The sequence below is a fragment of the Candidatus Nitrospira nitrificans genome (genome assembly GCF_001458775.1).
GTDB classification, from domain to species: Bacteria; Nitrospirota; Nitrospiria; order Nitrospirales; family Nitrospiraceae; genus Nitrospira_D; species Nitrospira_D nitrificans.
Window position 1 is genome coordinate 24,033 of sequence record NZ_CZPZ01000005.1, and the last position, 23,919, is coordinate 47,951.

General features: G+C 55.3%; 22 protein-coding genes. 5 read left to right on the forward strand and 17 right to left on the reverse strand.

What is annotated here, in order from left to right:
• The first annotated feature begins 569 nt into the window (after positions 1-569).
• From COMA2_RS04375 to COMA2_RS04385, 3 genes are read left to right on the forward strand one after another with little or no spacing between them, the layout of a single operon-like run.
• A complete protein-coding gene (locus COMA2_RS04375; RefSeq protein WP_090895018.1) occupies positions 570-803 on the forward strand; it encodes a DUF433 domain-containing protein in 234 nt (77 codons plus the stop codon).
• Entirely contained in the window at positions 803-1,174 is a 372-nt protein-coding gene (locus COMA2_RS04380; RefSeq protein WP_090895020.1) for a DUF5615 family PIN-like protein, read from the forward strand. Before COMA2_RS04375 ends, COMA2_RS04380 begins: the two co-directional genes overlap by 1 nt.
• A 22-nt stretch (positions 1,175-1,196) precedes the next feature.
• Entirely contained in the window at positions 1,197-1,460 is a 264-nt protein-coding gene (locus tag COMA2_RS04385) for a hypothetical protein (protein WP_090895022.1), read from the forward strand.
• Positions 1,461-1,499: 39 nt separating this feature from the next.
• Here COMA2_RS04385 and COMA2_RS04390 read toward each other — a convergent pair whose 3' ends face one another.
• From COMA2_RS04390 to lepA, 14 genes are all read right to left on the reverse strand, one after another.
• A complete protein-coding gene (locus COMA2_RS04390; RefSeq protein WP_139077062.1) occupies positions 1,500-1,886 on the reverse strand; it encodes a hypothetical protein in 387 nt (128 codons plus the stop codon).
• A 131-nt stretch (positions 1,887-2,017) separates the two neighbouring features.
• Positions 2,018-3,013 carry a hypothetical protein gene (locus COMA2_RS04395; RefSeq protein ID WP_139077064.1) on the reverse strand — a complete coding sequence of 332 codons (996 nt, stop codon included), beginning with the start codon at positions 3,011-3,013 and terminating at the stop codon, positions 2,018-2,020.
• Between the two features lie 106 nt (positions 3,014-3,119).
• Positions 3,120-4,379: a hypothetical protein gene (locus COMA2_RS04400; RefSeq protein WP_139077066.1), complete on the reverse strand. Its 1,260-nt coding sequence runs from the start codon at positions 4,377-4,379 to the stop codon at positions 3,120-3,122.
• Positions 4,279-5,733, reverse strand: a complete 1,455-nt coding sequence (locus tag COMA2_RS04405; protein WP_139077068.1) for an ATP-binding protein — start codon at positions 5,731-5,733, stop codon at positions 4,279-4,281. The genes COMA2_RS04400 and COMA2_RS04405 overlap by 101 nt, the downstream gene beginning before the upstream one ends.
• Positions 5,734-6,043: 310 nt before the next feature.
• Complete coding sequence (gene plsY / locus COMA2_RS04410) at positions 6,044-6,649, reverse strand: glycerol-3-phosphate 1-O-acyltransferase PlsY (protein ID WP_090895030.1); 606 nt, start codon at positions 6,647-6,649, stop codon at positions 6,044-6,046.
• Positions 6,650-6,775: 126 nt separating this feature from the next.
• Positions 6,776-7,438 (reverse strand): alpha/beta hydrolase family protein, encoded by a 663-nt coding sequence (locus COMA2_RS04415; RefSeq protein ID WP_090895032.1) that lies wholly within the window; start codon positions 7,436-7,438, stop codon positions 6,776-6,778.
• A gap of 214 nt (positions 7,439-7,652) precedes the next feature.
• Positions 7,653-8,249, reverse strand: a complete 597-nt coding sequence (gene pgsA / locus COMA2_RS04420) for a CDP-diacylglycerol--glycerol-3-phosphate 3-phosphatidyltransferase (protein WP_217490620.1) — start codon at positions 8,247-8,249, stop codon at positions 7,653-7,655.
• 180 nt (positions 8,250-8,429) lie between these two features.
• The gene (locus COMA2_RS04425; protein ID WP_090895211.1) at positions 8,430-9,431 is read right to left on the reverse strand and encodes a KpsF/GutQ family sugar-phosphate isomerase; all 1,002 of its coding nucleotides are present in this window, start codon (positions 9,429-9,431) and stop codon (positions 8,430-8,432) included.
• A gap of 89 nt (positions 9,432-9,520) precedes the next feature.
• A complete protein-coding gene (gene kdsA, locus COMA2_RS04430) occupies positions 9,521-10,348 on the reverse strand; it encodes a 3-deoxy-8-phosphooctulonate synthase (protein ID WP_090895033.1) in 828 nt (275 codons plus the stop codon).
• 147 nt (positions 10,349-10,495) lie between these two features.
• Positions 10,496-12,097 (reverse strand): CTP synthase, encoded by a 1,602-nt coding sequence (locus COMA2_RS04435; protein WP_090895035.1) that lies wholly within the window; start codon positions 12,095-12,097, stop codon positions 10,496-10,498.
• A gap of 49 nt (positions 12,098-12,146) precedes the next feature.
• Positions 12,147-12,947: a 3-deoxy-manno-octulosonate cytidylyltransferase gene (kdsB, locus tag COMA2_RS04440; RefSeq protein ID WP_090895037.1), complete on the reverse strand. Its 801-nt coding sequence runs from the start codon at positions 12,945-12,947 to the stop codon at positions 12,147-12,149.
• Positions 12,940-14,007: a D-glycero-beta-D-manno-heptose-7-phosphate kinase gene (gene rfaE1, locus COMA2_RS04445; RefSeq protein WP_090895039.1), complete on the reverse strand. Its 1,068-nt coding sequence runs from the start codon at positions 14,005-14,007 to the stop codon at positions 12,940-12,942. The genes kdsB and rfaE1 overlap by 8 nt, the downstream gene beginning before the upstream one ends.
• Positions 13,977-14,588 carry a signal peptidase I gene (lepB, locus tag COMA2_RS04450; protein WP_407919005.1) on the reverse strand — a complete coding sequence of 204 codons (612 nt, stop codon included), beginning with the start codon at positions 14,586-14,588 and terminating at the stop codon, positions 13,977-13,979. Before lepB ends, rfaE1 begins: the two co-directional genes overlap by 31 nt.
• 152 nt (positions 14,589-14,740) lie before the next feature.
• Positions 14,741-16,540 carry a translation elongation factor 4 gene (lepA, locus tag COMA2_RS04455; protein WP_090895042.1) on the reverse strand — a complete coding sequence of 600 codons (1,800 nt, stop codon included), beginning with the start codon at positions 16,538-16,540 and terminating at the stop codon, positions 14,741-14,743.
• Between the two features lie 196 nt (positions 16,541-16,736).
• Between lepA and bioA the strand changes: the two genes are divergently transcribed.
• Both bioA and lhgO read left to right on the forward strand, forming a co-directional pair.
• Positions 16,737-18,104: an adenosylmethionine--8-amino-7-oxononanoate transaminase gene (bioA, locus tag COMA2_RS04460; protein ID WP_090895043.1), complete on the forward strand. Its 1,368-nt coding sequence runs from the start codon at positions 16,737-16,739 to the stop codon at positions 18,102-18,104.
• Between the two features lie 48 nt (positions 18,105-18,152).
• Positions 18,153-19,352 carry an L-2-hydroxyglutarate oxidase gene (gene lhgO, locus COMA2_RS04465; protein ID WP_090895045.1) on the forward strand — a complete coding sequence of 400 codons (1,200 nt, stop codon included), beginning with the start codon at positions 18,153-18,155 and terminating at the stop codon, positions 19,350-19,352.
• 6 nt (positions 19,353-19,358) lie between these two features.
• Here the strand turns inward: lhgO and COMA2_RS04470 are convergent, their stop codons facing one another.
• Genes COMA2_RS04470 through carB form a run of 3 tightly spaced genes read right to left on the reverse strand, consistent with a single transcriptional unit; the run spans position 19,359 to position 23,908 of the window.
• Positions 19,359-20,156, reverse strand: a complete 798-nt coding sequence (locus COMA2_RS04470) for an SAM hydrolase/SAM-dependent halogenase family protein (RefSeq protein WP_090895047.1) — start codon at positions 20,154-20,156, stop codon at positions 19,359-19,361.
• Between the two features lies 1 nt (position 20,157).
• The gene (gene greA, locus COMA2_RS04475; protein ID WP_090895049.1) at positions 20,158-20,634 is read right to left on the reverse strand and encodes a transcription elongation factor GreA; all 477 of its coding nucleotides are present in this window, start codon (positions 20,632-20,634) and stop codon (positions 20,158-20,160) included.
• 22 nt (positions 20,635-20,656) lie between these two features.
• Complete coding sequence (gene carB, locus COMA2_RS04480) at positions 20,657-23,908, reverse strand: carbamoyl-phosphate synthase large subunit (RefSeq protein ID WP_090895051.1); 3,252 nt, start codon at positions 23,906-23,908, stop codon at positions 20,657-20,659.
• Positions 23,909-23,919: the final 11 nt, after the last annotated feature.

Here is a 23,919-nt window from a genome sequence, read left to right on the forward strand (position 1 = left end):
ATGAGGCTATTGGAGGCTCTGGCATTATTTTGACTCAGGCGCAGATTCTATGTCCCGCTTGTACTGTTCGTAGGAGATAGACGAGTTGGACAGACATCGATTTCGTACTTGCATGTCATCGATCCTGAAACATTCGTTTTCCTGCCAGGCTTGACCAGTCTTATACAGCTGTTTCGACGAGCAGCCGGCTAACGCTGCCGTGCCAAGCATGAGAAACGAGATGAAGATTGTTCGCGTCACGCGCGCTATTCTTCTTGAACGTCCACACTGCGGCGGAGCTTTGGGTGATCGGTCCATCAATCACACATCTTCCATGGCAAGAGATTGCCAGTCTCAGGCCGACCGGCAAACGCATGGCACAGACCAGCTCGAACTTTTACCAGTTTGTCAGCAGCGTTTCGCTTGAAGAGTGATCGCATAAGTGCAGGACGGATAAGGCAAACCAAGAACGGATCGCATTATATGAAGGGGGTGAAGGAGAGTCAATTCGATGGCGTTTCCTTTTTAGATTTCTTGCAAGCCCGTTGCTGTTATGCGAGCATGGCACTAACTGGAGCGTAGCGACTGTCATGACCTGGCGCGATCACATTGTAGTAGACCCTGCAATCTGCCATGGCAAACCTTGCATCAAAGGAACGCGGGTGATGGTATCGGTTGTTTTGGACAATATTGCAGCGGGAGAAACTCCCGATCAGATCGCAACCGCCTATCATTTGGCGAAGGATGACGTTCAAGCTGCGTTGCGATATGCCGCAGAATTGACACGCGAACGGATTGTCCCTCTGGAATCCGGTGCAGCTTAGTGCGTTTCAAGCTTGACGAAAATCTCCCACCTGACGCCTCTACCCTTCTCATCAATAATGGGCATGATGCGTTGACCATCTGGGATCAGGGGCTTCAAGGCCGTCCCGATTCCCAGATTGCCTCAGTATGCCAGGAAGAACGGCGGACGCTCATTACACTCGACCTCGACTTCGCAGACATTCGCGCCTATCCGCCAGATCGATATGCGGGGATCGTCGTCATGCGCCTCAGCAATCAAAGTCGTGCGCACGTTTTAAGCACCTTGCAGCGTCTCTTACCCATTCTAAATAAAGAACGCATCGAAAACCGGTTGTGGATCATCGATGAAGCTACTGTCCGAATTCATGGTGAGGGCGAGGGGGGCATGTAAGGAACAACGAGAAACAGGTTTTATGGAACTTATTACTCGCGGAATTGTTGCTGGAAAATTCTCCGCATACCTGCACCATGAGTTGTCGCTGGACAGCCTGGTAGCCTGGGCAGAATCACCTTTGATGGACGGCGAATTCGACCCAGCTCATCTTCCGACCATTCGCGATGTCGTGGCCAGGATCGGCCTCGCCGATGTACGCGCCTTCAGCCTCACGTGGGACGACTGTGAGCAACTCCTCACCCAGCTCGGCTATTCCGCGCAAGTCAGCATCGTCGCCAGATGACAAGATTGCCGTTCAGGGAATGTCCCTTTTCTATCCCCATTATTTGCGAATCACAGCGCGTCGCTTTCTTAGCCTTGTTGGTCTATATGGTGCTGCCCGTACAACAGGATTTCGATCGAGAACATCAAGAGCTGATTTTGCCTGACTTAGATTCATCTCGATCAGTGACTCAAACAGCTTGAGTCCGGCCGCACGAAACTTTTCCTGCCGATGAAGAGTTAAAGCGATGCTCGTCAGATTTTCAGGGACTGTAGACCAGGCATATCGTTTGATCTCATTGCCGCCGAATCTCAAAAGAGCATTACTGATTTGAGCAAGGAGTTTCGGTTCCTGTGCTGTAACTGAGGTTAAAATGTCGAGTAAATCCTCTGCCGCTTCGAGAACAGCCAGCCGGTTATTTGTTAATCGTAAGATTAACAGTCGCATGGACTGATCTAACTCGACTTCGTCCCTGAGCAGTCGGAACAGATTGGTAACTGCCCGTACTATCAATGGATCATTTGACCAAACGAGATTCGAAAGTACCCTATTTGCGTGGACACGGCAGTCTGCATGCTTCACAGGTGACTTGCTCCATGAGCTAATCCCAGCAGAGTACGATTAGGTCTTTTCGTTCGAAGCAGTTTCCTGCATCTGGCTATTGACCAGGAGTCATGGTAGCAACAGTGATATAGAAAAAGGAATTCTCCGTATGCCTGCTGCGAAAAGTCAGTCCCCCGCAATCTGAGTATACTCATCCATTTCTGCGCGGTCGCCTTTGGCTCACACACCCGTATGACGTTAGCAATGGAGTAAAGCGCAAACGCGTGGTCAAGAACACTTGGAGAATCCTTGATCACCGAATCGAACAAGGCCGTTGCTCGCACTCTATCCCAATTGAAAAGTGAGGGCATTAGCATGAGAGTCTTCACCCACATCGCAGGATGCTTTTCTATCCCTATCCGTGATTCAATCACATTGACCCATCCCGCATAATTTGGAGGTCTCTGCTGCAGATAGCCTTCAGCAAGAGCCTCCAATATAGGCCCTCTCCCGTGAGGTGGGCTCCATGTCGAACTATGACCGAACAGTATCTCTTGTCCTTTCTTCACGTCGCCGTCATGCTGCCTTTCCTTGTACTCTCTTACATCTGGCTCCAGATGAATTGTGAGCCAACCTTTCAAGATCTCTAGAACGTTTTCCGGCAACCCATTCTCACGACTGGCCCTCAACTTTAGTGATGCAGCCGCGCCTTCACGGAATCTTCCGGACGAGAACCCTCTCTTGTCCAAAGAATTGATACCTGCAATGAGGGTTGCTGTTGGGACATTCGTGTCGGCAACTCCTTCCAACGCCTCCCCAGCATATGTTTCCTGATTCCCAGGATTAAGCTTGTCCAACAACTTGAGCACGCGCTCTGGCGCTTGTTTTGCTAGCGTTCCGAACTCCCTTGCCAACTGCCATGCACCACCAGCTCTACCAAAATCAAGCGACCATCGCATTTTAGGGTTATGGCTGCCGGTCTCATCAGGTAACTCGTTGAGCAGGTTCAACAGGTCATCATCAGAAGTCACGAAGTGCGCGCAATGATTCGGAGGTGCGATCAGGACGAAAAGCACGGAGGAGCCTAAGTCGATCTGCCCGTGCCCACATCGCTCGATCGCGTCGGTCCTTCACAGTCTAATCAGGCATGATCTTCTTATATTGCTTGAAATTGATAACCGCTTCTTCCAATGGTTTCAGCTCTGCTTTGCTTAGACGAGAGGATAATTGAGTGATAAGTGCTTTGGACTCCCTGTGACTGTCCGAATGGTCTCCTATCTCTAGTCGACGTGGATCTCCTAACAGGTATTCCAAAATGAACATTGGCTTATCGGTCGCGAGTATCACAAGGCCTCGTGACAGCAGCCGATGAACGATTAGCAAATCAGAATTCCAGTGAGCCTTGGCAAAGTCAGTAAACTGGTCTGGAATTTGTTGTGCATGCCGCGTCACAGCAACGAGAAGTGCTTTGACTATAGGCCCCTGGGATAGTTCACCGTCGAACTCATTGTAGGTTGCAGGATCATTGCGGTATCCAAGTAAAAACTCATGTTCATCATATGCGACTAGTGCGATTACCTTGATAAACCACGGCCAAATTTGGTCAAGGAAACTTTTTGGGCTCTCTTCAGCAAGCGCCTCTGCGTTATACCAATCTTCTTCCTTTTCAATGAGGTTGATCAGACTCCCCTGTTCGCCATTTAGACTCGATCCCTGCACTAGCCTCTCCTCAGGAGAAAGGTGACGTTTTTTCTTTATCTTGTCGACGATGGCTTCTGCCTGCAGCAGGCGTCCTTCCAAGGCAGCTCGTAGAAGCATCATTGCATGCTCTGGAGAGCATTTAGTAGCTTGATCCACTATGAGAGAAGCCGACCCATCTGCTTTTCTTCTCAGTACGATCGATGCCAAATCCACCGCACGAGTATTCCAATTGGAAATGTAGGAAAACACCCGCAAACTCAAGTCGTCATGGCTTTTCCGTGGAAGCCAATGTCGCTCAATCAGATTAAGCACACTATCCAAATCAAACTGCGAGGCCTGGCATAGAGCATTGAGGGCGTGCACTGCCTCATCGTGAGGTTTGCGCATCCAGTCCTGAAATGCTGAAGCCGTGCTCATGCGCCTGAACCAGCCAGGGCTTCCCACAATGGCAGCCAAAATACGAGGCCCCCTTTTTGCAGGTTTTAGTAGCGAAACAATAAGGGAAAACTCCTCATCGTCTGGCTCCTTTTGGCCACAAAGAAACTCAATAAGCAGAGCATGAATATGCAACCGAATGCTTCTCCCTAACAGCGCCTTAAGCTGACGATGATACTCGCTGGAATCCGTATCCCGCAGATACTGAAGTCCGTTCAGCAAGACTGGGCGAACAAAGAGGCCATCCTGTCTTTCTTTCACATAACGCGTGAGCGACAGTGAGCCTTTTGCGAATGCTCTGGCCAATGTGTAATCGTAATAAGTCTGATGTCGGAATCCATTCCTGAACGAGTCCTTGCAGTGCTTTTGGCCACCTATCTCCAAATGATGAAGGTACCCATAGAACTTCATCCTTGGACATCTTATTCGCTACAAATTCGAGCAGCTTCACCCGATCCTCTGCTTCTTCACCCACCAACACTTTCTTGGACCACAATGCTTCTAGCAGCGACTGAAGCGTCGAGAACACTGCGCCTGATTTGCCAACATCGAGAAAGACCTTCAAACATAAAGGAGACCTCAACAACTCTCGCGTCGAATCTCCAATCAAACCTGGGTCGCAACCTGCATTTGAGAGAATAGAAACAATTTTATCCCAAGAAGGTAGTGCTAAATCTAAACGATCGGCATCTAGACTATTGAGGCGAATATCATGGTGACATTCGAAAGCGCGTGAGCTTGCCACGATGTGCACATTCGGATGTCCAGAAAGACTTTGAATAAGATCCAGGAGGACATTGAGGCGGTCTGAATATCTGTCCACTAACTCTGAGACTGCATCAAGCTGGTCAAGAAGTAGGACAACGGGCTTTTCTGACGCTAGACGTTTGACGGCCTCCCGCGTGACCACCGTAAGTTGCAGGTGCTTGCGAAGAGCCTCGGCACTATCTATCCCCCTTCCAAGACGATCGGCCTTAATTCCTAAGACAGAAAATCCGTTACTTAGACAAACGTTCCCCAATGCAGCTAATAGGGCCGATTTTCCAGATCCAGGGGCACCAAGGATTAGAGTAGTAGACGCATTTGACGCTTGAATCTTCTCGATGATCTCCAAAAGCTCTGGCCTTTGGATTTCTTCCCCATTTCTAAGAGTCCTCGGCCAAGATAGCAATCCCTCAGAACACCATCTAAATTCTTGTTCCAGATCCAAGGCATTTTTACCTTTGGCAATTTCTACTAACCTCGCTGACAAATCAGAATGAAACTGCTCAGAAAATGTGCGACACCCTTTAAATGTGGTAGCAAAAGCCTGATACTCGCCAAAGACTGATGTTTTGAACTTCTTAAGCGCCTCTTCTTGAACGGAGTCCACATCGTATGGGTTACCTTCTGCTTCATTGAAGTACAAGCTAACCCGTGGATGCCCTCTTCCTTGTTTATTGAGGCTGATAGCGCGGTTCCATTCCTCCTCCATTCCTGTCATTCCTAAGCCTGCATTGCTGCCCATCCGTCGCCAAAAGATAAAGATAAACCAATCCGGCTTCCATCGATCCGCTGCTGAGTTAATCAGGGATTGTGGGCGACCAGCGTCGGAAGGAACGTCCTTAAAAATCAAAACAATCTAGGTTGACTTCGAGTTCTCTGCGGAGAGTTCTTATCGACTTGTCAGACTGGCATGTTTTGCGAATGATTTGCCGTTCACCTCCACAGTCGCTAGCGAAGGCGATGAATATTCGAAGTTGCTTCACAGAATTTTCCCTGAAAGCAGATCCGCAGCCTCACCTATCACTAACGCAATAACGGAAAAGTTACGTCTCCTGACAAGATACGTTAACCCAAGGAACAGATAAATTCTTGGACCTTGTAGGTGGCACGGCGAACGGGTGGATTGCACGGTGGAGCTCTTCGTCACGGGGGCCCATGATCTACACCTTTCGCTCCCCCATCTTACTCTCCGTCCCCTTCCACAATCGTTCAATATTCCCCTTGTGCTTGATCAGGATAAGGCCAGTCACCAGTACAGAAAATAAGATGAAGGCCGTACTTGGTCTAAGCAGCGCGGCGATGATGGGGAAAAGTCCAAAGGCGGTCAACGCACCACCAGAGGAGTAACGCCAGAGCGCGACCGCTCCCATCCAGGCCAGAAGAAGCAACAGCCCAATCAATGGCGCGACACCAAGGACGGACCCAAGCGCCGTCGCGACACCCTTGCCACCCTTGAATCCGAGAAACGGCGAAAAGAGATGGCCCAGAAATGGAGCGAGCGCGACGGCCAGAATCGCCCATTCGTCTTGCAGCAGCTGCGTCGCCGCAAACCCCAGCACCCAGCCTTTGCCCATATCCCCGACCAAGGTCAGGATGCCGGCCTTCTTGCCTGAGACCCGCAGGACATTCGTAAATCCGACGTTCTTGCTCCCGACCGTGCGCGGATCTGGCAGGCCCATCGCCTTCGAGATGATGACGCCAAATGGGACAGCGCCCAGGAGATATCCGATGATCGCGAGCCCGGCGATGAGTCCTTGATGGTCCATCCAAATAGAGTCCGAGAATTACAAGTCTACGCTGAGCCGATCGAAGGACTCAGGGCGAACGAATTATCATAGGAACGAAAGGGACACAAGACTAGATCCGAGTGATGAGAGCCTGCCGCACAGGCTTCACTGAAACTTTTCCGGATGCGCGAAGAACTCCAGCATCACTCGATTCAGATTCGGCCAATCGCGATGGCTGCCGATTCCTTCGCAGTAGAGCGTTGCACCGCCTGAAGCACAGCCTTGATACGCGCGACAGCCTCCCTCGACTGGTTTCGTCTTCGACACATCACAGTGATTACAGCTCGCCCACCAGGCCGACGTTTGGGCTCCCCAGCCGGGAAACAGCTTGTCGTTCTTGCCGTGCATGATCATGACCGGAATAGGCTCGCGGCATTGATAGGTTTCAAGATCTTTGCCGGTCACCCCAGCAGCGCTCGGCGCGACTGCGGCTGGAACCTTCTTCGTCTTGTCGAGTACGGTCAGCATCAAGGACGCGGTGCCCCCGTCTGAATGGCCGGTGACATAGACTCTGTGCTCATCGATGCACCACTCCTTTGCCACTAGACCAGGAATGGCTCCAAGCTGTTCAATGGTCGAAATATTCAACGGCTTGTGATCGGCATAGACGACGACAAACCCCGCGCCGGTCGCTGATGTCGTGATGCCTGTCAGACGCTCGGACATCCAGCGACTCTGCCCGGCCGGAGCGTAGACCATCACGAGCGGGTGTGCGAATGTGGGATCGTAGTTCGAAGGCGTCCGAACCATATACTGAATGCCGGACACAGAAACTTTTCCATCCGTTGCCCCTGCGGAACCTGGACGTGAGCCAGCAGGACAATGGCCTGTTGCATTTGAATAGGCGAAGGCTTCGAGCCGTGGGGGCGTCGTGTTTTCGCCGCAAGCGGTCAATGTGATGTGGATAGAGAGAACGGCGCAGGCGAGAATAAGAAATCTTGGGTTCCGTAGCACGCCGTGGTCGAACGAATTAGGTGTTTGGTTAGAGTCCCTTGGCGACGACTTGCCTCCAAAAACTCCACACATACTGCCCACCGGAGAGATAGCCCAATACCAGCGAGAGATACAACGTGACGGTGCCGGCCAAATGCATGTTGCCAAGTTCAGCGAGCCCGGTTCCTTCCAGGATCAGGAGAATGATCGCGACGACCTGCAGCGCCATCTTATACTTGCCGGTCGTCTCGGCGGCAATGATCATGCCTTCTCCCGCCGCTATGGCTCGGATTCCCGTCACCGCCACTTCCCGCCCGATGATCAGCAGCGCGACCAATGCGCTGACCCGATCCACGTTCATCAGGAGTATCAGCGCCGACAACACCAGGAGTTTGTCCGCGATCGGATCGAGCAGTTTGCCGAGCTTCGTCACCTGGCCGGTTCGGCGAGCGATGTAGCCGTCCAACATATCCGTCACCGCCGCGACCGTAAAGACAATCGCCGCCGCCAGCGACTGATCAGGCGTGGGATTGACGAAAAGAATGATGAAGACGGGAATCAAGAGAATGCGGACGAGCGTCAAGAGATTGGGCAGGTTGAGCGACTCCGCTCCTATCTCTCGCCACATTTCCAGCACGCGGTTCATGGCTCGATTCGTCTCCTACGCAGGCGACTAAAACACTGCTTTGACCTGATGGCACCCACAGGATGGTCAAAAAGGCCGTCCAGCAAGGCCGCAGCGAGCGAGGAGGCGAGGCGTACGCTTCGGTACGTTGAGCCTCTGAGCGATGCGAGAACGCCGCTGGCGGACTTTTTCAGCATCCTGCTACACGATACCGTTCTTTAACAAGTCATGTAAATGAATCACCCCGCGGATGTTCCGCCCATCCTCGGTGACCACCAACGTCGTGATCGAAAATCGCTCCATCATCTCCACGGCCTTGGCGGCGAGTTCGTCCGGCCCGATGGACTTGGGATTCGCGGTAGCCAGCTCTTGCGCCGTGGTATTGACCAGATCGATTCCCCGTTGGATAAACCGCCGCAAGTCGCCGTCGGTAATCACTCCGACGAGCAGCCCCTCCTGATCCACGACCGTGGTCATGCCGAGCTTTTTCGCCGTCATTTCCAGCATGGCTGCCATCCCGCCGACGGTGGCGTGAACCACCGGGATCTCGGACTCGGCATGCATGAGGTCCTTCACCTTCACCAATAACCGCCGCCCGAGCGTACCGCCTGGATGAAACCGGGCAAAATCCTCTTCCTTGAACTCCCGTTTCTGTAGCAGGGCCACGGCCAGCGCATCGCCCAACGCCAATGTGGCGGTGGTGCTGGCGGTCGGAGCCAATCCCATCGGGCAGGCCTCTTCCTGTACCGACACATCGAGCGCGACATCGGCATTTTTTGCCAGGGTCGAAGTCATCCGTCCCGTGAACGCAATCACCGGAATGCCGAGCCGTTTCACAAACGGCAGCAACTGTAGGAGTTCCTGCGTTTCGCCGCTGTTGGAAATCGCGATCAGCGCATCACGTCGCGCCAACATGCCCAGATCTCCGTGCACCCCTTCGGCGGGATGCAGAAAGAACGACGAGGTGCCGGTACTGGCGAGCGTCGCGGCGATTTTTTGACCGATCAAGCCGGACTTCCCCATGCCCGACACGACAACCTTTCCCTTGCACTGAACAAGGAGCTGCACGGCCTTTCCGAACTTGGCATCCAGCCGGTCCACAAGCGATTGGACGGCTCGCGCTTCGATTTCGAGCACACGCCGACCGTCGGCAAGGCTTTCTTCTATTTTTGTGGTTTTCGAATCTCGACCGGATGGCTTCATCGTCATCGTTTCGCTTCGCCTCTTCGCAACCTTCGCTACTCGACCAGCGACCTTCACCTTCGTGGACGGACCGCGCCGCGCGGAAGGTTTCAGCTCCTCGGCTTGGCTGCGTCGCATATGCGCAGGACCCGTTCCAGCAAGGACTTCAATTGATGCAACGGGACCATATTCGGCCCATCGGACAGCGCCTCGTCCGGATTCGGATGGACTTCCATGAAGAATCCATCGACGCCAGCTCCGGCCGCGGCGCAGGCCAACGGTTCGACAAATTCGCGCTGACCGCTGGATTTCGTCCCTCCACCGCCGGGCAACTGAACGCTGTGCGTCGCATCGAAGACGACAGGATACCCGAAACTTCTCATGAGAGGGAAGGATCTCATGTCCACGACAAGATTGTTGTAGCCGAATGACGACCCGCGCTCGGTGAGCAGAAGCCGGCGGCTTCCGCATTCTTCGACTTTTTTGACCGCATTGCCCATTTCTACCGGCGAGAGAAACTGCCCCTTCTTCACGTTCACGACTTTTCCTGTTTTTGCGGCGGCAATCAGCAAATCCGTCTGCCTGCAAAGAAAAGCCGGAATCTGCAGAACATCCACCACCTTCCCGGCTTCGGTCGCCTGCTCCTCCGTATGCACGTCGGTCAAGATAGGCAGAGCGAATCGGTCCTTTACCTGCTTTAGTATCGCCAGGCCCTTTTCAATCCCAGGACCACGAAACGAGGTAATCGATGTTCGGTTGGCCTTATCGAAGGATGACTTGAAGATATACGGGATTCCCAGTGACTTCGCAATGTCCGCGACATGGCCGGCCGTGTCCATCACGAGCTGCTCGCTCTCGATCACACAAGGCCCGGCAATCAGAAACGGACGCTGTCCCTGGCCGACCTTGAAGGAACCGATTTCGACGAGTTGTGCCATAGTTTTCAGGTTCGGTTCACGTGAAATGCTCAAACCGGCCTTCCAACAAGGCCGCAGGCAAATCAAAACCGGAGGCGTACCCTCGGGGGTACGTTGAGGATTTTGATGAGCCGAGAACGCAGTTGGAAGTCGGTTTCAGCATTTCACCTAGTGCCCAAGCTTTTTGCGGAGTGCCGCTCCCACGAATCCGCTGAACAAGGGATGTGGACGGTGCGGACGGGAACTGTACTCAGGATGAAACTGCGTCCCCAAGAACCAGGGATGATCCTTCAACTCGATGATTTCGACCAATCGCCCGTCCGGAGAGACGCCGCTCAGAACCAATCCCTTCGCAGTCAGTCGCTCCCGATAGGCATTGTTGAATTCGTAGCGATGGCGATGGCGTTCACGCACTTCGCTCACCCCGTACATTTTCTGCGCCAACGTCCCCTCGCCCAACTTGCAGAGATACGACCCCAGCCGCATGGTCCCACCCTTGTCGCTCACGCCATGCTGATCGAGCATGAGATTGATCACCGGGTGGGGCGTGCGCTCGTCAAACTCGGCGCTGTTGGCGCCGGCCAAGCCGGCTACATTTCTCGCAAACTCGATCGCGGCACATTGCATCCCTAAACACAGACCGAGGAACGGGACCTGACGTTCCCGCGCATACTTGATGGTCGTCACTTTCCCCTCGATCCCTCTTGTCCCAAATCCACCGGGGATCAAGATGCCGTCGGCCTCGCGCAGAATACGTTCCGTACCCTGCCGTTCGATATCTTCGGACTCGATCCAATTGATGTTGACCTTGGTTTCATGATCGATTCCGCCGTGAACCAGCGCCTCCCCCAGGCTCTTGTAACATTCCTTCAGCCCCACATACTTGCCCACCAGGGCGACGGAGATTTCATGCTTCGGCCGCTTGATCTTCTGGACCATGGCATCCCACTCGCGAAGATTGGGCTGGCCGGTCTCCACATGGAGCTGACGGACGATCAATTCGTCCAACCCTTCCTTTCGAAACACGATGGGCACTTCGTAGATGGTCTCGACATCTTTGGCCGTGATGACCGCATCCTTATCCACATTACAGAACATGGCGATCTTGCCCTTGAGCTCCGGGGGAATGTAGCGGTCGGTTCGACACAAGAGAATGTGGGGCTGAATACCGATCTCACGGAGCTTGTTGACTGAATGTTGCGTCGGCTTGGTCTTCAATTCACCGGCCGCCCCGATGTAGGGCACGAGGGTCAAGTGGACATACAACACGTTGTCGCGCCCGACGTCGTACGGCATCTGCCGAATGGCCTCGAGAAACGGCAAGCTTTCAATGTCGCCGACCGTACCGCCGATCTCGACGATCGTCACATCGACCCCTTTGGAGATGCGCATGATCGCCTGTTTGATCTCATCCGTCACATGCGGGACGACCTGGACCGTGCCACCAAGATAATCCCCGCGACGCTCTTTCGTAATGACCGAGTGATAGATTCGACCGGTCGTGTAATTGCTCTCTTTCGTCAGCGATAACGAGGTGAATCGCTCGTAATGCCCGAGGTCAAGATCCGTCTCGGCTCCGTCGTCCGTGACAAAGACCTCTCCGTGTTGATAGGGATTCATCGTGCCGGGGTCGACGTTGATGTAGGGATCCAACTTCAGAAAGGTGATTTTCAAGCCTCGACTTTCCAACAGATTTCCGATGGACGCCGAAGCCAGTCCTTTTCCAAGCGATGAGACCACGCCGCCGGTCACAAAAATAAACTTGCTCATGGCTGTCCCCTCTCGTGGACGTCAAACCGATCCGCTCTCGACAGGAATCTCATGACTTGAAAAACACCCCGCTGTTCCGTAACTCACGCCTGACGACCTCGTACTGCCGCAGGCGATCCGCGACATCGGGCACATCTTCAGGACGATCCACCCGTAACGAGGCATGTGTGGTTTCCCACACCCGGATGCGAATCCCCTGATCCAACGCGCGGAGTTGTTCAAGCTTTTCGGCGTCCTCCAAACGACTTGTCGGCAAGGCCGCGAGTCGCAGCAACGTGTCCTTCGTATACATGTACAAGCCCAGATGGACGTAGTGGAGTCCTCCGATCACCTGCCTTCCCGGCGCATCACGGACGAATGGGATCGGAGCTCGGGAAAAGTACAGGGCATCGCCTCGGGCATCGGTCACCACTTTGACCACGGCGGAATTGAGCAGGTCTTCCGTGGGGTCCATCACGCGCTTGAGCGTCCCCATGCCGACCCCGCTTTCCAGAAACGGCTCGATCAGGTCGGTCAATAACTCAGGATTCAAGGGAATTTCGTCCCCCTGCAAGTTCAAGAAGTAGTCCCCCGCAAACATCCGGGCCACGGCCGCGACCCGGTCCGTTCCCGTCCGATAATCACCGGTAACCATGATCACGCGCCCACCGAACCGCTCGACCGCTTGCTTGATGCGCTCATCATCGGTTGCGACCAACACCTCGGAAACAGCACGGCAAGCCCCCGCCTGTTCATAGACATGTTGAACCATCGGCTTCCCGTTCAGCTCGATGAGCGGCTTGCCCGGGAACCGCGACGAGCCATATCGGGCTGGAATCACAACCGTGACGGACCGTGAACCCTTATTCATCTCCAAACGCCTCGGACAACTGTTTCGGCGAGACCGTGGCGGTGCCGACCATGCCCACCACGATCCCGGCCGCATAGTTCGCCATGACCGCTCCGGTCTTGATACTGGCTCCGGCCGCCAGCGCCAGCGCCAAGGTTCCGATGACCGTATCTCCGGCGCCGGTGACGTCGTAGACCTGCCGCGCCTTCGTCGGCAAATGCCACGAGGCGCCGTTGCGCTCATACAAGCTCATGCCTTTTTCACCGCGCGTAATCAGGACGGACTGGCACCCAAGACGCTGCCGAATCATCGCGCCGGCTTCATCGATCGTCTGGTCACCGTCGCCGTGCAACCCTGAGGCTTGCGCCGCTTCCAGATGATTCGGCGTCAACACGGTGACGCCTTTGTAGTAGCTGAAATGTTCGACCTTCGGATCGACAATGACCGGAACCTTCCGCAACGCGGCCAGTCGTATAAGGTCCGACATAAGCGCCGACGACACGACTCCCTTGGCATAGTCCGACACCACGATGCAGGACAGTTCCCGCATCCGTAATTCCACATACCGGAGCAGTTTTTGCCGCAGCGCGACTTTCAGTTCGCTCCGCCCCTCGATGTCATACCGCACAATCTGCTGGTTATGCGCGATCACCCGACTTTTCCTGGTCGTCGGACGATCATGATCGATCACCACCCCCCCGCGGCTTGATCGTTTGTTGCCGAGTTCCTTCATCAACAGACGCCCGCTTTCATCCGATCCGATCACCCCGCAGAGATCGGGTTTTCCTCCGAGCGCCAGGATATTGTTGAAGACGTTCGCCGCCCCGCCAAGCCGGAGGGATTCCGACTCCACATGCACCACCGGAACCGGGGCTTCCGGGGAAATCCGGCTGACCCGTCCCATTACATAATGGTCGAGAATGAGGTCGCCGACGACAAGGATCGATGCTTGTGGAAATCGCTGAAGATACTGCCGGAGCGCTTTGGGCGACAACGCATCACCTTTCCCGTTCGAGTCTTCACTCGGAAGAGAAGCGGCGCCGCGTTTCGTTATTGAATCGCCTTTCCGAATCGTTCCCATCTGACCCACTCCGTCCAATTTCCCTGCCCGCTCCAGGACCAATAGATACGGAACGCTTTGCCGCGGATCTTTTCTTCGCGCACATAGCCCCAAAACCGACTGTCGAGACTTTGGTCGCGATTATCGCCCATCACGAAATACGACCCTTCAGGGACCGTCACCGGTCCGAAATTGTCGCGAGGATTGATCGTGCCGTCGATGACGCCGGGATCGATTCGTTGCGTAAAGGCTTTATCATCGAGCGGCTGGCCGTTCACGATCACGACCTTGTTTCGAAGCTGGACGGTATCCCCCGGCAGCCCGACGATGCGCTTGATGAAATCTTTCTCTTCATCCTCGGGAAACCGAAACACGATGATGTCGCCCCGCTGCGGCTTGCCGAACGCCACGACCGTTTCGGACGTGTAACAATTGATCGGGGGGAAACTCCATTGCAGCTTGCAGTCCGTCGGCCACTGCACGCCGTAGGAGAGCTTGCTGACCAAAATATGATCGCCGATCTGCAAGGTCGGAATCATCGATCCCGATGGAATTTTGAATGCTTGCACGACGAACACGCGAATGGCGAATGCCAGGAGCATCGCCACGATGATCGCTTCCGCATATTCCCGGACGAGAGACTTCCGTCCCGATCGGTCCGTGCTGTCCGTGAGCTTGGCCCCCGTGAGCGAGTCCCCTCCCCCACGCGACGCGCCCGACAACTTATCCACATTTCTCGGATTCTGATCGAGGCTCATTCGTCTCCAACCTTCAAGATCGCCAAGAACGCTTCCTGCGGGACCTCGACGCTGCCGACCGCTTTCATGCGCTTCTTCCCTTCCTTCTGTTTTTCCAGCAACTTCCGCTTCCGCGTGATGTCGCCGCCATAGCATTTCGCGAGCACGTTCTTCTTCATCGCGCCGATAGTCTCGCGGGCAACGATCTTACTGCCGATCGCCGCCTGAATGGCAATCTCGTACATCTGCCGTGGGATCAGCTCCTTCATTTTCTCGGCAAGCTGCCGTCCCCGCTGAACGGAACGATCTTTATGCGTGATAAACGACAAGGCATCGACCGCTTCCCCGTTCAAGAGAATATCCAGCCTGACAAGATCGGAGTTGCGGTAGCCGAGCACCTCATAGTCGAGCGACGCATACCCCTGTGTGCGCGACTTGAGCTTATCGTAAAAATCGAGGATGACCTCGTTGAGAGGCAGTTCGTAACTGATCACGACCCTGGTCGGGTCGAGAAAATGCAGGCCTTTCTGGATGCCTCGGCGTTCCTGACAGAGCTGGAGGATGGCCCCCATATACCGTTCGGGCGTGATGATCGAGGCCAAAATAAACGGCTCTTCGAATGAATCGATGCTGCTGGGAGGCGGGAGCTGCGACGGATTATTGACCTCCAGTACCTCGCCCTTGGTGGTGAGGACACGATAGACGACGGTCGGAGCGGTCGTAAGGAGCGTCAGATTGTATTCACGCTCGAGCCGTTCCTGAATGATTTCCATATGCAGGAGGCCCAAAAACCCGCAGCGAAAGCCGAATCCCAACGCGAGCGACGTCTCCGGCTCGTAGACGAACGAAGAGTCGTTCAATCGCAATTTGATCAATGCATCGCGTAAATCTTCATATCGACCGGTGTCGGTGGGATAGAGCCCGCAGAAAACCAGCGGCTTCACCTCTTTATAGCCGGGGAAAGGCGCGCTCGTGGGGAGGGCCGCATCCGTGAGGGTATCGCCGATTTTGACGTCGGCCACCTCTCTCATGTTGGCGCAGAGATAGCCGACCTCGCCCGTCAACAGCTCGGTCTTTTTTGTCCGTTTCGGGGTGAATTGGCCCACTTCCATGACTTCAAACGTCCGATTATTCGACATGACTTTGATCTTCATCCCTGGTCGGATGGACCCATCCACCAGTCTCGCCAGCACGATGACACCTTGGTAATTGTCGAACCACGAGTCGAAAATGAGCGCCTTGAACGGGGCTTGCGGATCGCCGGACGGAGGAGGAATCCGCGCGATGATCGCCTCCAATACTTCGGGAACGCCTTTGCCTTCTTTCGCGCTGATCGGCAGGGCATCGGCGGCATCAAGCTGCAGCACCTCCGAAATCGAATATTTCGTTCCCTCGATATCCGAACTCGCCAGATCGATCTTATTGATGACCGGGATAATGGTGAGGTTGTTGGCCATCGCCAAATTTACATTGGCGATCGTCTGCGCTTGCACCCCTTGCGTGGCATCGACCAGCAAGAGTGCCCCTTCGCAGGCCGCCAGACTCCTCGACACTTCATAGGTGAAATCGACGTGTCCCGGCGTATCGATCAAATGCAAGGCATACGTCTTCCCGTCCTGAGCCTTGTACCGGATGGCCACTGCATGGGCCTTGATCGTAATGCCACGTTCCCGTTCGAGGTCCATGGCATCAAGGATCTGGTCTTTCGCCTCTCGTGCAGTGACTGCGCCAGTAGCTTCCAGGAACCGGTCAGCGAGGGTTGATTTGCCGTGATCGATGTGAGCAATTATGGAAAAATTGCGTATAAGGCTTTGCAAATCCTAGCTCATTGGTAAAAATCGGTTCATTATAGTAACTGCTCCCTGGGTTGTCAAAGAGATCGCCTCCACCTATAATCACGCGCCTCGCGCAAGCGGTCATGAGTCGCTGGTCATCAGCCGATAGGCTAGAAATTTTTACCGACATGCATCATCAAGCATCGACCATTGACCATTGACTTCATGGCCCAGGGATATGGCCCGACAACCTTCTACCAAGCAACTCAGGGACTGGGACCATCGCTACCTCTGGCATCCGTTTACCCAGATGCAGGAGTGGGTACAGGAAGATCCGCTGATTATCGAGCGCGGGAAAGGTTCCTACCTCATCGATACGGAAGGAACACGCTATCTCGATGGCACATCGTCCATCTGGGTGAATCTCCACGGACATCGCCACCCTATCCTCAACCGCGCCTTAAAGCGACAACTCGACAACATCGCCCACTCCACCTTCCTTGGTCTCTCCAATCCACCGGCTATTGAGCTGGCCCGCGACTTGATCCGGATCGCGCCGAAGGGGCTCACGCGCGTCTTCTATTCGGACAACGGTTCTACCGCCGTGGAGATCGCGCTCAAAATGGCCGTCCAATACTGGCAGCAGCGTCGTCCTGAAGCCGGTCGAAAGAACACCTTTCTCCATCTCAAACTGGCCTATCATGGAGACACACTGGGCGCCGTGAGCGTCGGCAACATCGAGCTGTTCCACTCGAAATTCAAGCCGTTGCTGTTTCCGACCTTGGAGGCTGAACCGCCCCACTGCTATCGCTGTCCCTTGAACCTGACTCACCCCTCGTGTCGCCTGGCATGCATCGAGCCGATCGAACGGATCTTCAAGAGCCGCCATCGGGATCTCGCCGGATTCATTATCGAACCGGTGATGCAGGCGGCCGCCGGCATGATTCCTCAGCCGACCGGTTACCTGACGCGTATCCGCGAACTTTGCACGAAATACAAGGTTCTCTTGATCACCGATGAAGTCGCGACGGGTTTCGGGCGAACCGGCAAGATGTTCGCGTGCGAGCATGAAAAGATAACGCCGGATCTGATGGCCATCAGCAAGGGTCTCACAGGCGGGTATATGCCGCTCGCGGCGACCCTCGCGACCGATGAGATCTATCGAGGATTTTTGGGCGCCTACGCCGAGTTCAAGACCTTCTTTCATGGGCACAGTTTTACCGGAAACCCCATGGGCTGCGCCGTGGCCCTGGCCAATCTCCAAGTTTTCCGCCGGGAGAAAACACTGTCCCGACTGTCCTCAAAGATCAAGAGGTTGACCCAATGGCTGAAGTCGATGACTGATACTCCCCATGTCGGCGACGTGCGACAACGCGGGTTGATGGTTGGAATCGAGTTGGTCCGAGACAAGACAACCAAAGAGCCTTACCCGCTCAGCGTCAAAGCTGGTCACCGCGTGGCAGCCATGGCTCGATCGAAGGGGCTGATCTTAAGGCCCATCGGCAACGTGATTGTGCTCATGCCGCCCCTCTCGACAACCGCCGAGGAATTGAGCACAATGGTGAACATCATCAAGGAATCCATCGAGACGCTGCCCATCGATTGAGTATCACTGAGATGCTTCACGCCGGCGCCGGGAGAGCCACGACACGATATGCAAACCTGTGATTTTCTCGTCATCGGAGGCGGAGTCATCGGCCTCAGCATCGCGCGCGAACTCCGCAAACGCCGGACAGACGCCCGCGTGCTGTTGATCGAAAAGGAGCCTTCCTGCGGAGCCCATGCGAGCGGGCGCAACAGCGGAGTGCTCCACGCGGGATTCTACTATTCACCCGACAGCCTGAAAGCGAAGTTTACCCGTCTGGGGAACGAACGCCTGGCCGCGTACTGCGAGGAGAAACGAATCCCCCTCAATAAATGCGGCAAACTCGTCGTGGCGAAAGATGCGACGGACCTCCTCTCGCTGGACGAATTGCTCCGTCGCGGTCAAGCCAATAGGATCGAACTTCAGGCCATTACGGAAACAGACGCCAAGTCCATTGAGCCCCGAGTCAAGACCTATCAACGGGCGTTGTTTTCACCGCGCACCTCGACCGTAAGTCCGCTCCACGTCGTCAACGCGATGCAACAAGATGCGCTCCGCGAGGGGATTCAGATCCGGTGCGGCACCGCCTATCGACGGCGAGACGACACAAGAATTCACACGAACGGCGACAGCATCGAGGCCGGCTATGTCGTGAACGCCGCCGGTCTCTATGCCGACAAGATCGCGATGGACTACGGATTCTCGGAGACATATCGAATTCTGCCCTTCAAGGGTCTCTACCTGTATTCCGATGAGCCGCCTGGTTCGATTCGCACCAACATTTACCCTGTTCCGGATCTCAGAAACCCTTTCCTCGGCGTTCACTTTACGATCACGGCGGATGGAAAGGCCAAGATCGGTCCGACCGCCATTCCAGCCTTGTGGCGTGAGAATTATGCTGGGCTCGGCAACTTCAACTTCAGCGAGCTGATCGAAGTCGCCAGCCGAGGACTCGGGCTCTTGACCGGCGCCGGATTTGATTTCCGGCGCTTGGCGGTGGAGGAGATCGCCAAATACTCGCGGAGCAAGATGGTGGCGCTTGCCTCGGTCCTCGCCGAGGGCGTGGTCGAGCGGCACTACCGACAATGGGGCCGTCCCGGAATCAGAGCCCAGTTGCTCGACATCAAAAAGAAGAAGCTTGAGATGGATTTCGTGTTGGAAGGCGATCACCGCTCCATGCATGTCCTGAACGCGGTGTCTCCGGCCTTTACCTGTTCGCTCCCCTTCGCCGGCTATGTGTGCGATCACATCGACAAAACGATGGGCTGAGACGACTCAGCATAGACGGACCTCTTCCCCCACACCGACTTGCAGGCAGCGCGCTGCGCTGTCTTCCTGCAAAAAGATTTCCAAATTCTCACTGCTGTTGATCAACGCGGACGGGCTTTGCCGATTTCCTTGGCTGTAGCTCCCGACCAAATCATTGATGACATAGGCTCCGATATGGATCTCGAGCGATTGGCTCCCGATTGCCCGAAATTCCCGCACCTGCCTCGCGGTGATGTTGGAGATAAGATTTCCGAAACGATCGACGGAGACGATCCTGCCGATCAGCACTTCTTCATGCCATACCGGGGTCGCCACGGAACGATGAATCGGATCCCGGACCACCGGCCCGAAAAATGCCGGCGGCACGCCCTTGCTCAGCCATGCAGCGGCCGGCGCGAACACATCTCGCCCATCGAAAGTCGACCCTGCCGTTTCAAGACGATATTCCTGATTGGCGATCTGCCAGATCTTCGCCCCCTGCTCTTGCTCCAGAAGTTCACTGAATAACCCATTATCCGGTCCGACAAAAAATGAGCCGGCTGCGGAAACGAGCAACGCCCGTCGCTCGGTTCCGACTCCGGGATCGACCACGGCGACATGGATGGTTCCTGCCGGAAAATAGCGATAGCAGGACTTGAGAAAGTACCCGGCTTCCTGGATCTGATGGGAGGCGATTTGATGGGAGAGATCGACGACGGCAGCGGTGGAATTGATCGACAGAATCACCCCTTTCATGCTTGCCACGAAGCAATCCCGCTCGCCGAAATCGGTCAGCAGCGTGATGAGGGGGCGTGCATCCTGCACCTCAGAGTTCCTCGAATTTGATCTCCATGACCTCGTATTCGACCATCTTGACGGGTGTCTTCACTTCCACGAAATCTCCGACACGCTTGCCGATCAGCGCCCGTCCGACAGGGGACTGCACGGAGATCTTGTTGAATTTCATATCGGCTTCGTCCTGTCCCACCAGCGTATACTGTTTCTTGGCTTGAGACTCCTGTTCGACGACCAAGACCGTCGCACCGAAGACGACCGTCTCGCTGACGCGCCCTGCGATTTCCACCACGCGGGCATCGGCCAGCTTGGTTTCGAGTTCAGCGATGCGCGATTCGATGAAACCCTGGCGCTCTTTGGCGGCGTCATACTCGGCATTCTCGCTGAGATCGCCATGGGCTCTCGCTTCCGCGATGGCTTCGATGACTTTGAGCCGCTCGATCTTGCGCAAACGATCCAATTCTGCCTTTAACGCCTCGTAGCCTTTCTTCGTAATCGGTGTCGGCATGCTTCGGTCGCTCCTGAACTGTTTATGGCCGATGATACTCCTGCAAGGTGCGAATTGCTAAGCCCTTTTTGACGATCGCTTCGATGCCCATTACCGCGGCATGGGCTCCCCTCATCGTCGTGAAATAGGGAATGCTGCGATGAAGCGCTTCCCGCCGGATGGCCGACGAGTCCAGGTGGGCCGAGGCCGTTCGTACGGTATTCACGACGAGAGCGATCGAGCCATTCTTGATGTGATCGACGATGTGCGGCCTCCCCTCCGTCACCTTGTTCACCACTTCCACGGGAAGCCCATGTTCGCGCAAATACCCCGCTGTCCCGCTCGTTCCCTGGATACGCATGCCCAACCTGTTCAACGCCCTGCCCACTTCCAGCGCAGCGGGACGGTCGGAAGCTTTCACGCTGATAAAAGCGGTTCCGGACGTCGGCAACACCGCCCCCGCCCCGGCTTGCGATTTCGCGAACGCCCATCCGAAATCTCCGTCGATGCCCATCACTTCACCGGTTGATTTCATCTCCGGCCCCAGAAGCACATCGACACCGGGAAATTTATTGAATGGAAACACCGCTTCTTTGACCGAAAAATGCCGAGGGAGCGGAGCGCTCGTAAAGCCCAGTTCCTTCAGCGTTTTCCCCATCATCACTTTCATGGCCAACTTTGCGAGCGGGACGCCGATCGCCTTACTGACGAACGGCACGGTCCGAGATCCGCGTGGATTGACCTCGAGGACAAAGATCGTCTGCCCTTTGACGGCAAACTGCGCATTCATGAGTCCCACCACCCCCAACTCCAGCGCCAACATGCGCATTTGCCGCTCGATATCGCGCACAATGGCCTTGTCGAGCGTATAGGGGGGAAGCGAGCAGGCGGAATCGCCTGAATGGACACCGGCTTCCTCGATATGCTCCATGACGCCCGCTACGACCACGGTTTCGCCGTCCGAAATCGCATCGGCATCGACTTCGATGGCATCGGCGAGATACTTATCGATCAAGACCGGATGATCGGGCGATGCCTTGACCGCGGAGTGCATGTACTCCAGCAAGCCCGCTTCATCATAGACAATCTGCATCGACCGGCCACCCAACACATACGACGGACGGACCATGACCGGATAGCTGACCCGTCCGGCGATCTGCACCGCTTCCTCGATGGATCGCGCGATGCCGCTTTCCGCCTGCCGTAAGCCCAACCGATCAAGGAGTTCCCGGAACCGCTCCCGGTCTTCCGCCAAATCGATCGCATCGGGACTGGTTCCAAGAATCTTCACACCGGCTTTCGAGAGCGAAAGGGCGAGTTTCAACGGCGTCTGCCCCCCAAACTGCAAGACCACACCGAGCGGCTGCTCGCGATGCACGATATTGAGAACATCTTCGTGCGTCAGAGGCTCAAAGTACAGCCGATCAGAGGTATCGTAATCCGTGCTCACGGTTTCCGGATTGCAATTCACCATGATCGTGTCGATCGCTTCTTCTCGAAGCGCCATGGCCGCATGGACACAGCAGTAATCGAACTCAATCCCCTGCCCGATTCGATTCGGGCCTCCGCCAAGAATCACGACCTTTTGGCGATCCGACGGCCTGGCTTCGCACTCCATGCCGTAAGTGGAATAGAGATACGGCGTCTGCGCCTCGAACTCCGCGGCGCAGGTATCAACCCGTTTATAGGTAACCCCCCGTCCTCCTGGTTGCATACGCGCTTGCTGGACCGCGATCGTCTCGCATCCGAGCAATTGCGCGATCCGATCATCGGAAAACCCAAGCTCTTTTGCGTCCCAGAGCAATCCACCGGCCAAAACGGCCGCCGGGTTCGCGGCATGACCGGCAAGCATTCGTTCAACGTCCATCAGTTGCCTGACTTGTCCTAAAAACCAGGGATCTATTTGAGTCGTTACAAACAGTTCCTCGTCCGTGAATCCCAGGCGCATGGCGTCGGCTACATACCACAATCGTTCCGCCAACGGTGTCCGCAGCAGCCGGTTGAGCTTCTCGATCGCTTCAGGCCGGTTAAATTCGGCTGGAACACCACGATCAAGCCCAAACCGGGACGCCAAGCCATTGAGGTTTAACTCCAGCGAGCGAATGGCCTTCTGGAGAGACTCCTTGAAGGTGCGTCCGATCGCCATCACCTCTCCGACCGACTTCATCTGCGTCGTCAAGGTCGGATCGGCTCCCTTGAACTTCTGAAAAGCAAATCTCGGGATCTTCACCACCACGTAATCGATCGCCGGTTCAAAAGAAGCCTTCGTCACACCGGTGATGTCATTGGAGATCTCGTCCAGCGTGTATCCGACGGCCAGCTTGGCCGCGATCTTGGCGATCGGGAACCCTGTGGCCTTGGACGCCAACGCGGAGCTTCGAGAGACGCGAGGATTCATTTCAATGACGACCATCTCTCCGTCGACAGGGTTGATACCGAACTGAATATTTGACCCTCCCGTATCGACCCCGATCTCTCGGATGATACGAAGCGCCGCGTTCCGCATCCGTTGGTATTCTTTGTCGCTCAACGTCATGGCCGGCGCGACCGTGATACTGTCTCCTGTATGCACGCCCATCGGATCGAAATTTTCGATGGGGCAAACGATCACAACATTGTCCTTCAGATCGCGCATGACCTCCAATTCATATTCTTTCCATCCGATGACTGATTCTTCGATCAGCACTTGACCAACCGGACTCATCGCCAATGCCCATTCGATCAAGCGCTCGAACTCCTCGCGATTGTAAGCGATGTTCCCGCCGGTGCCCCCCATGGTAAACGATGGACGAATGATCGCGGGGAATCCGACGGTATCGAGAACGGTCAGTGCTTCCTGTCGCGTGTGCACCGTGCCGCTCTTCGGCACCCGCAAGCCGATGCGATGCATCGCCTGTTTGAACGCGTCCCGATCCTCCGCTTTGTGAATCGCTTCCGCGGAAGCGCCGATGAGAGCGACCCCGTATTTCTCGAGAACCCCTCGCTTCACCAATCCCATGGTGGTGTTCAGCGCCGTTTGTCCGCCCATGGTCGGAAGCAAGGCATCCGGGCGCTCTCGCTCGATCACCTTCTCAACCACATCCAGGGTAATCGGCTCGACATACGTCCGATCAGCCATCTCCGGATCCGTCATGATCGTCGCCGGATTGCTGTTGATGAGGATGACTTTGTATCCCTCCGCTTTCAGGGCTTTGCAGGCCTGTGTGCCGGAATAATCGAATTCACAGGCCTGGCCGATGACGATCGGACCGGAACCGATCATGAGAATGGACTGAATGTCTGTACGTTTTGGCATCGTGACGTGAC

Bases quoted from the DNA above. Each gene is read 5' to 3' on its own strand.
- COMA2_RS04435 (WP_090895035.1), bottom strand. From the start codon at position 12,097: ATGAGCAAGTTTATTTTTGTGACCGGCGGCGTGGTCTCATCGCTTGGA.
- pgsA (WP_217490620.1), bottom strand. From the start codon at position 8,249: ATGAACCGCGTGCTGGAAATGTGGCGAGAGATAGGAGCGGAGTCGCTC.
- COMA2_RS04375 (WP_090895018.1), top strand. From the start codon at position 570: ATGACCTGGCGCGATCACATTGTAGTAGACCCTGCAATCTGCCATGGC.
- greA (WP_090895049.1), bottom strand. From the start codon at position 20,634: ATGCCGACACCGATTACGAAGAAAGGCTACGAGGCGTTAAAGGCAGAA.
- kdsB (WP_090895037.1), bottom strand. From the start codon at position 12,947: ATGAATAAGGGTTCACGGTCCGTCACGGTTGTGATTCCAGCCCGATAT.
- bioA (WP_090895043.1), top strand. From the start codon at position 16,737: ATGGCCCGACAACCTTCTACCAAGCAACTCAGGGACTGGGACCATCGC.
- rfaE1 (WP_090895039.1), bottom strand. From the start codon at position 14,007: ATGGGAACGATTCGGAAAGGCGATTCAATAACGAAACGCGGCGCCGCT.
- carB (WP_090895051.1), bottom strand. From the start codon at position 23,908: ATGCCAAAACGTACAGACATTCAGTCCATTCTCATGATCGGTTCCGGT.
- COMA2_RS04385 (WP_090895022.1), top strand. From the start codon at position 1,197: ATGGAACTTATTACTCGCGGAATTGTTGCTGGAAAATTCTCCGCATAC.
- lhgO (WP_090895045.1), top strand. From the start codon at position 18,153: ATGCAAACCTGTGATTTTCTCGTCATCGGAGGCGGAGTCATCGGCCTC.
- kdsA (WP_090895033.1), bottom strand. From the start codon at position 10,348: ATGGCACAACTCGTCGAAATCGGTTCCTTCAAGGTCGGCCAGGGACAG.
- lepB (WP_407919005.1), bottom strand. From the start codon at position 14,588: ATGCTCCTGGCATTCGCCATTCGCGTGTTCGTCGTGCAAGCATTCAAA.
- COMA2_RS04390 (WP_139077062.1), bottom strand. From the start codon at position 1,886: ATGCGACTGTTAATCTTACGATTAACAAATAACCGGCTGGCTGTTCTC.
- COMA2_RS04425 (WP_090895211.1), bottom strand. From the start codon at position 9,431: ATGAAGCCATCCGGTCGAGATTCGAAAACCACAAAAATAGAAGAAAGC.
- plsY (WP_090895030.1), bottom strand. From the start codon at position 6,649: ATGGACCATCAAGGACTCATCGCCGGGCTCGCGATCATCGGATATCTC.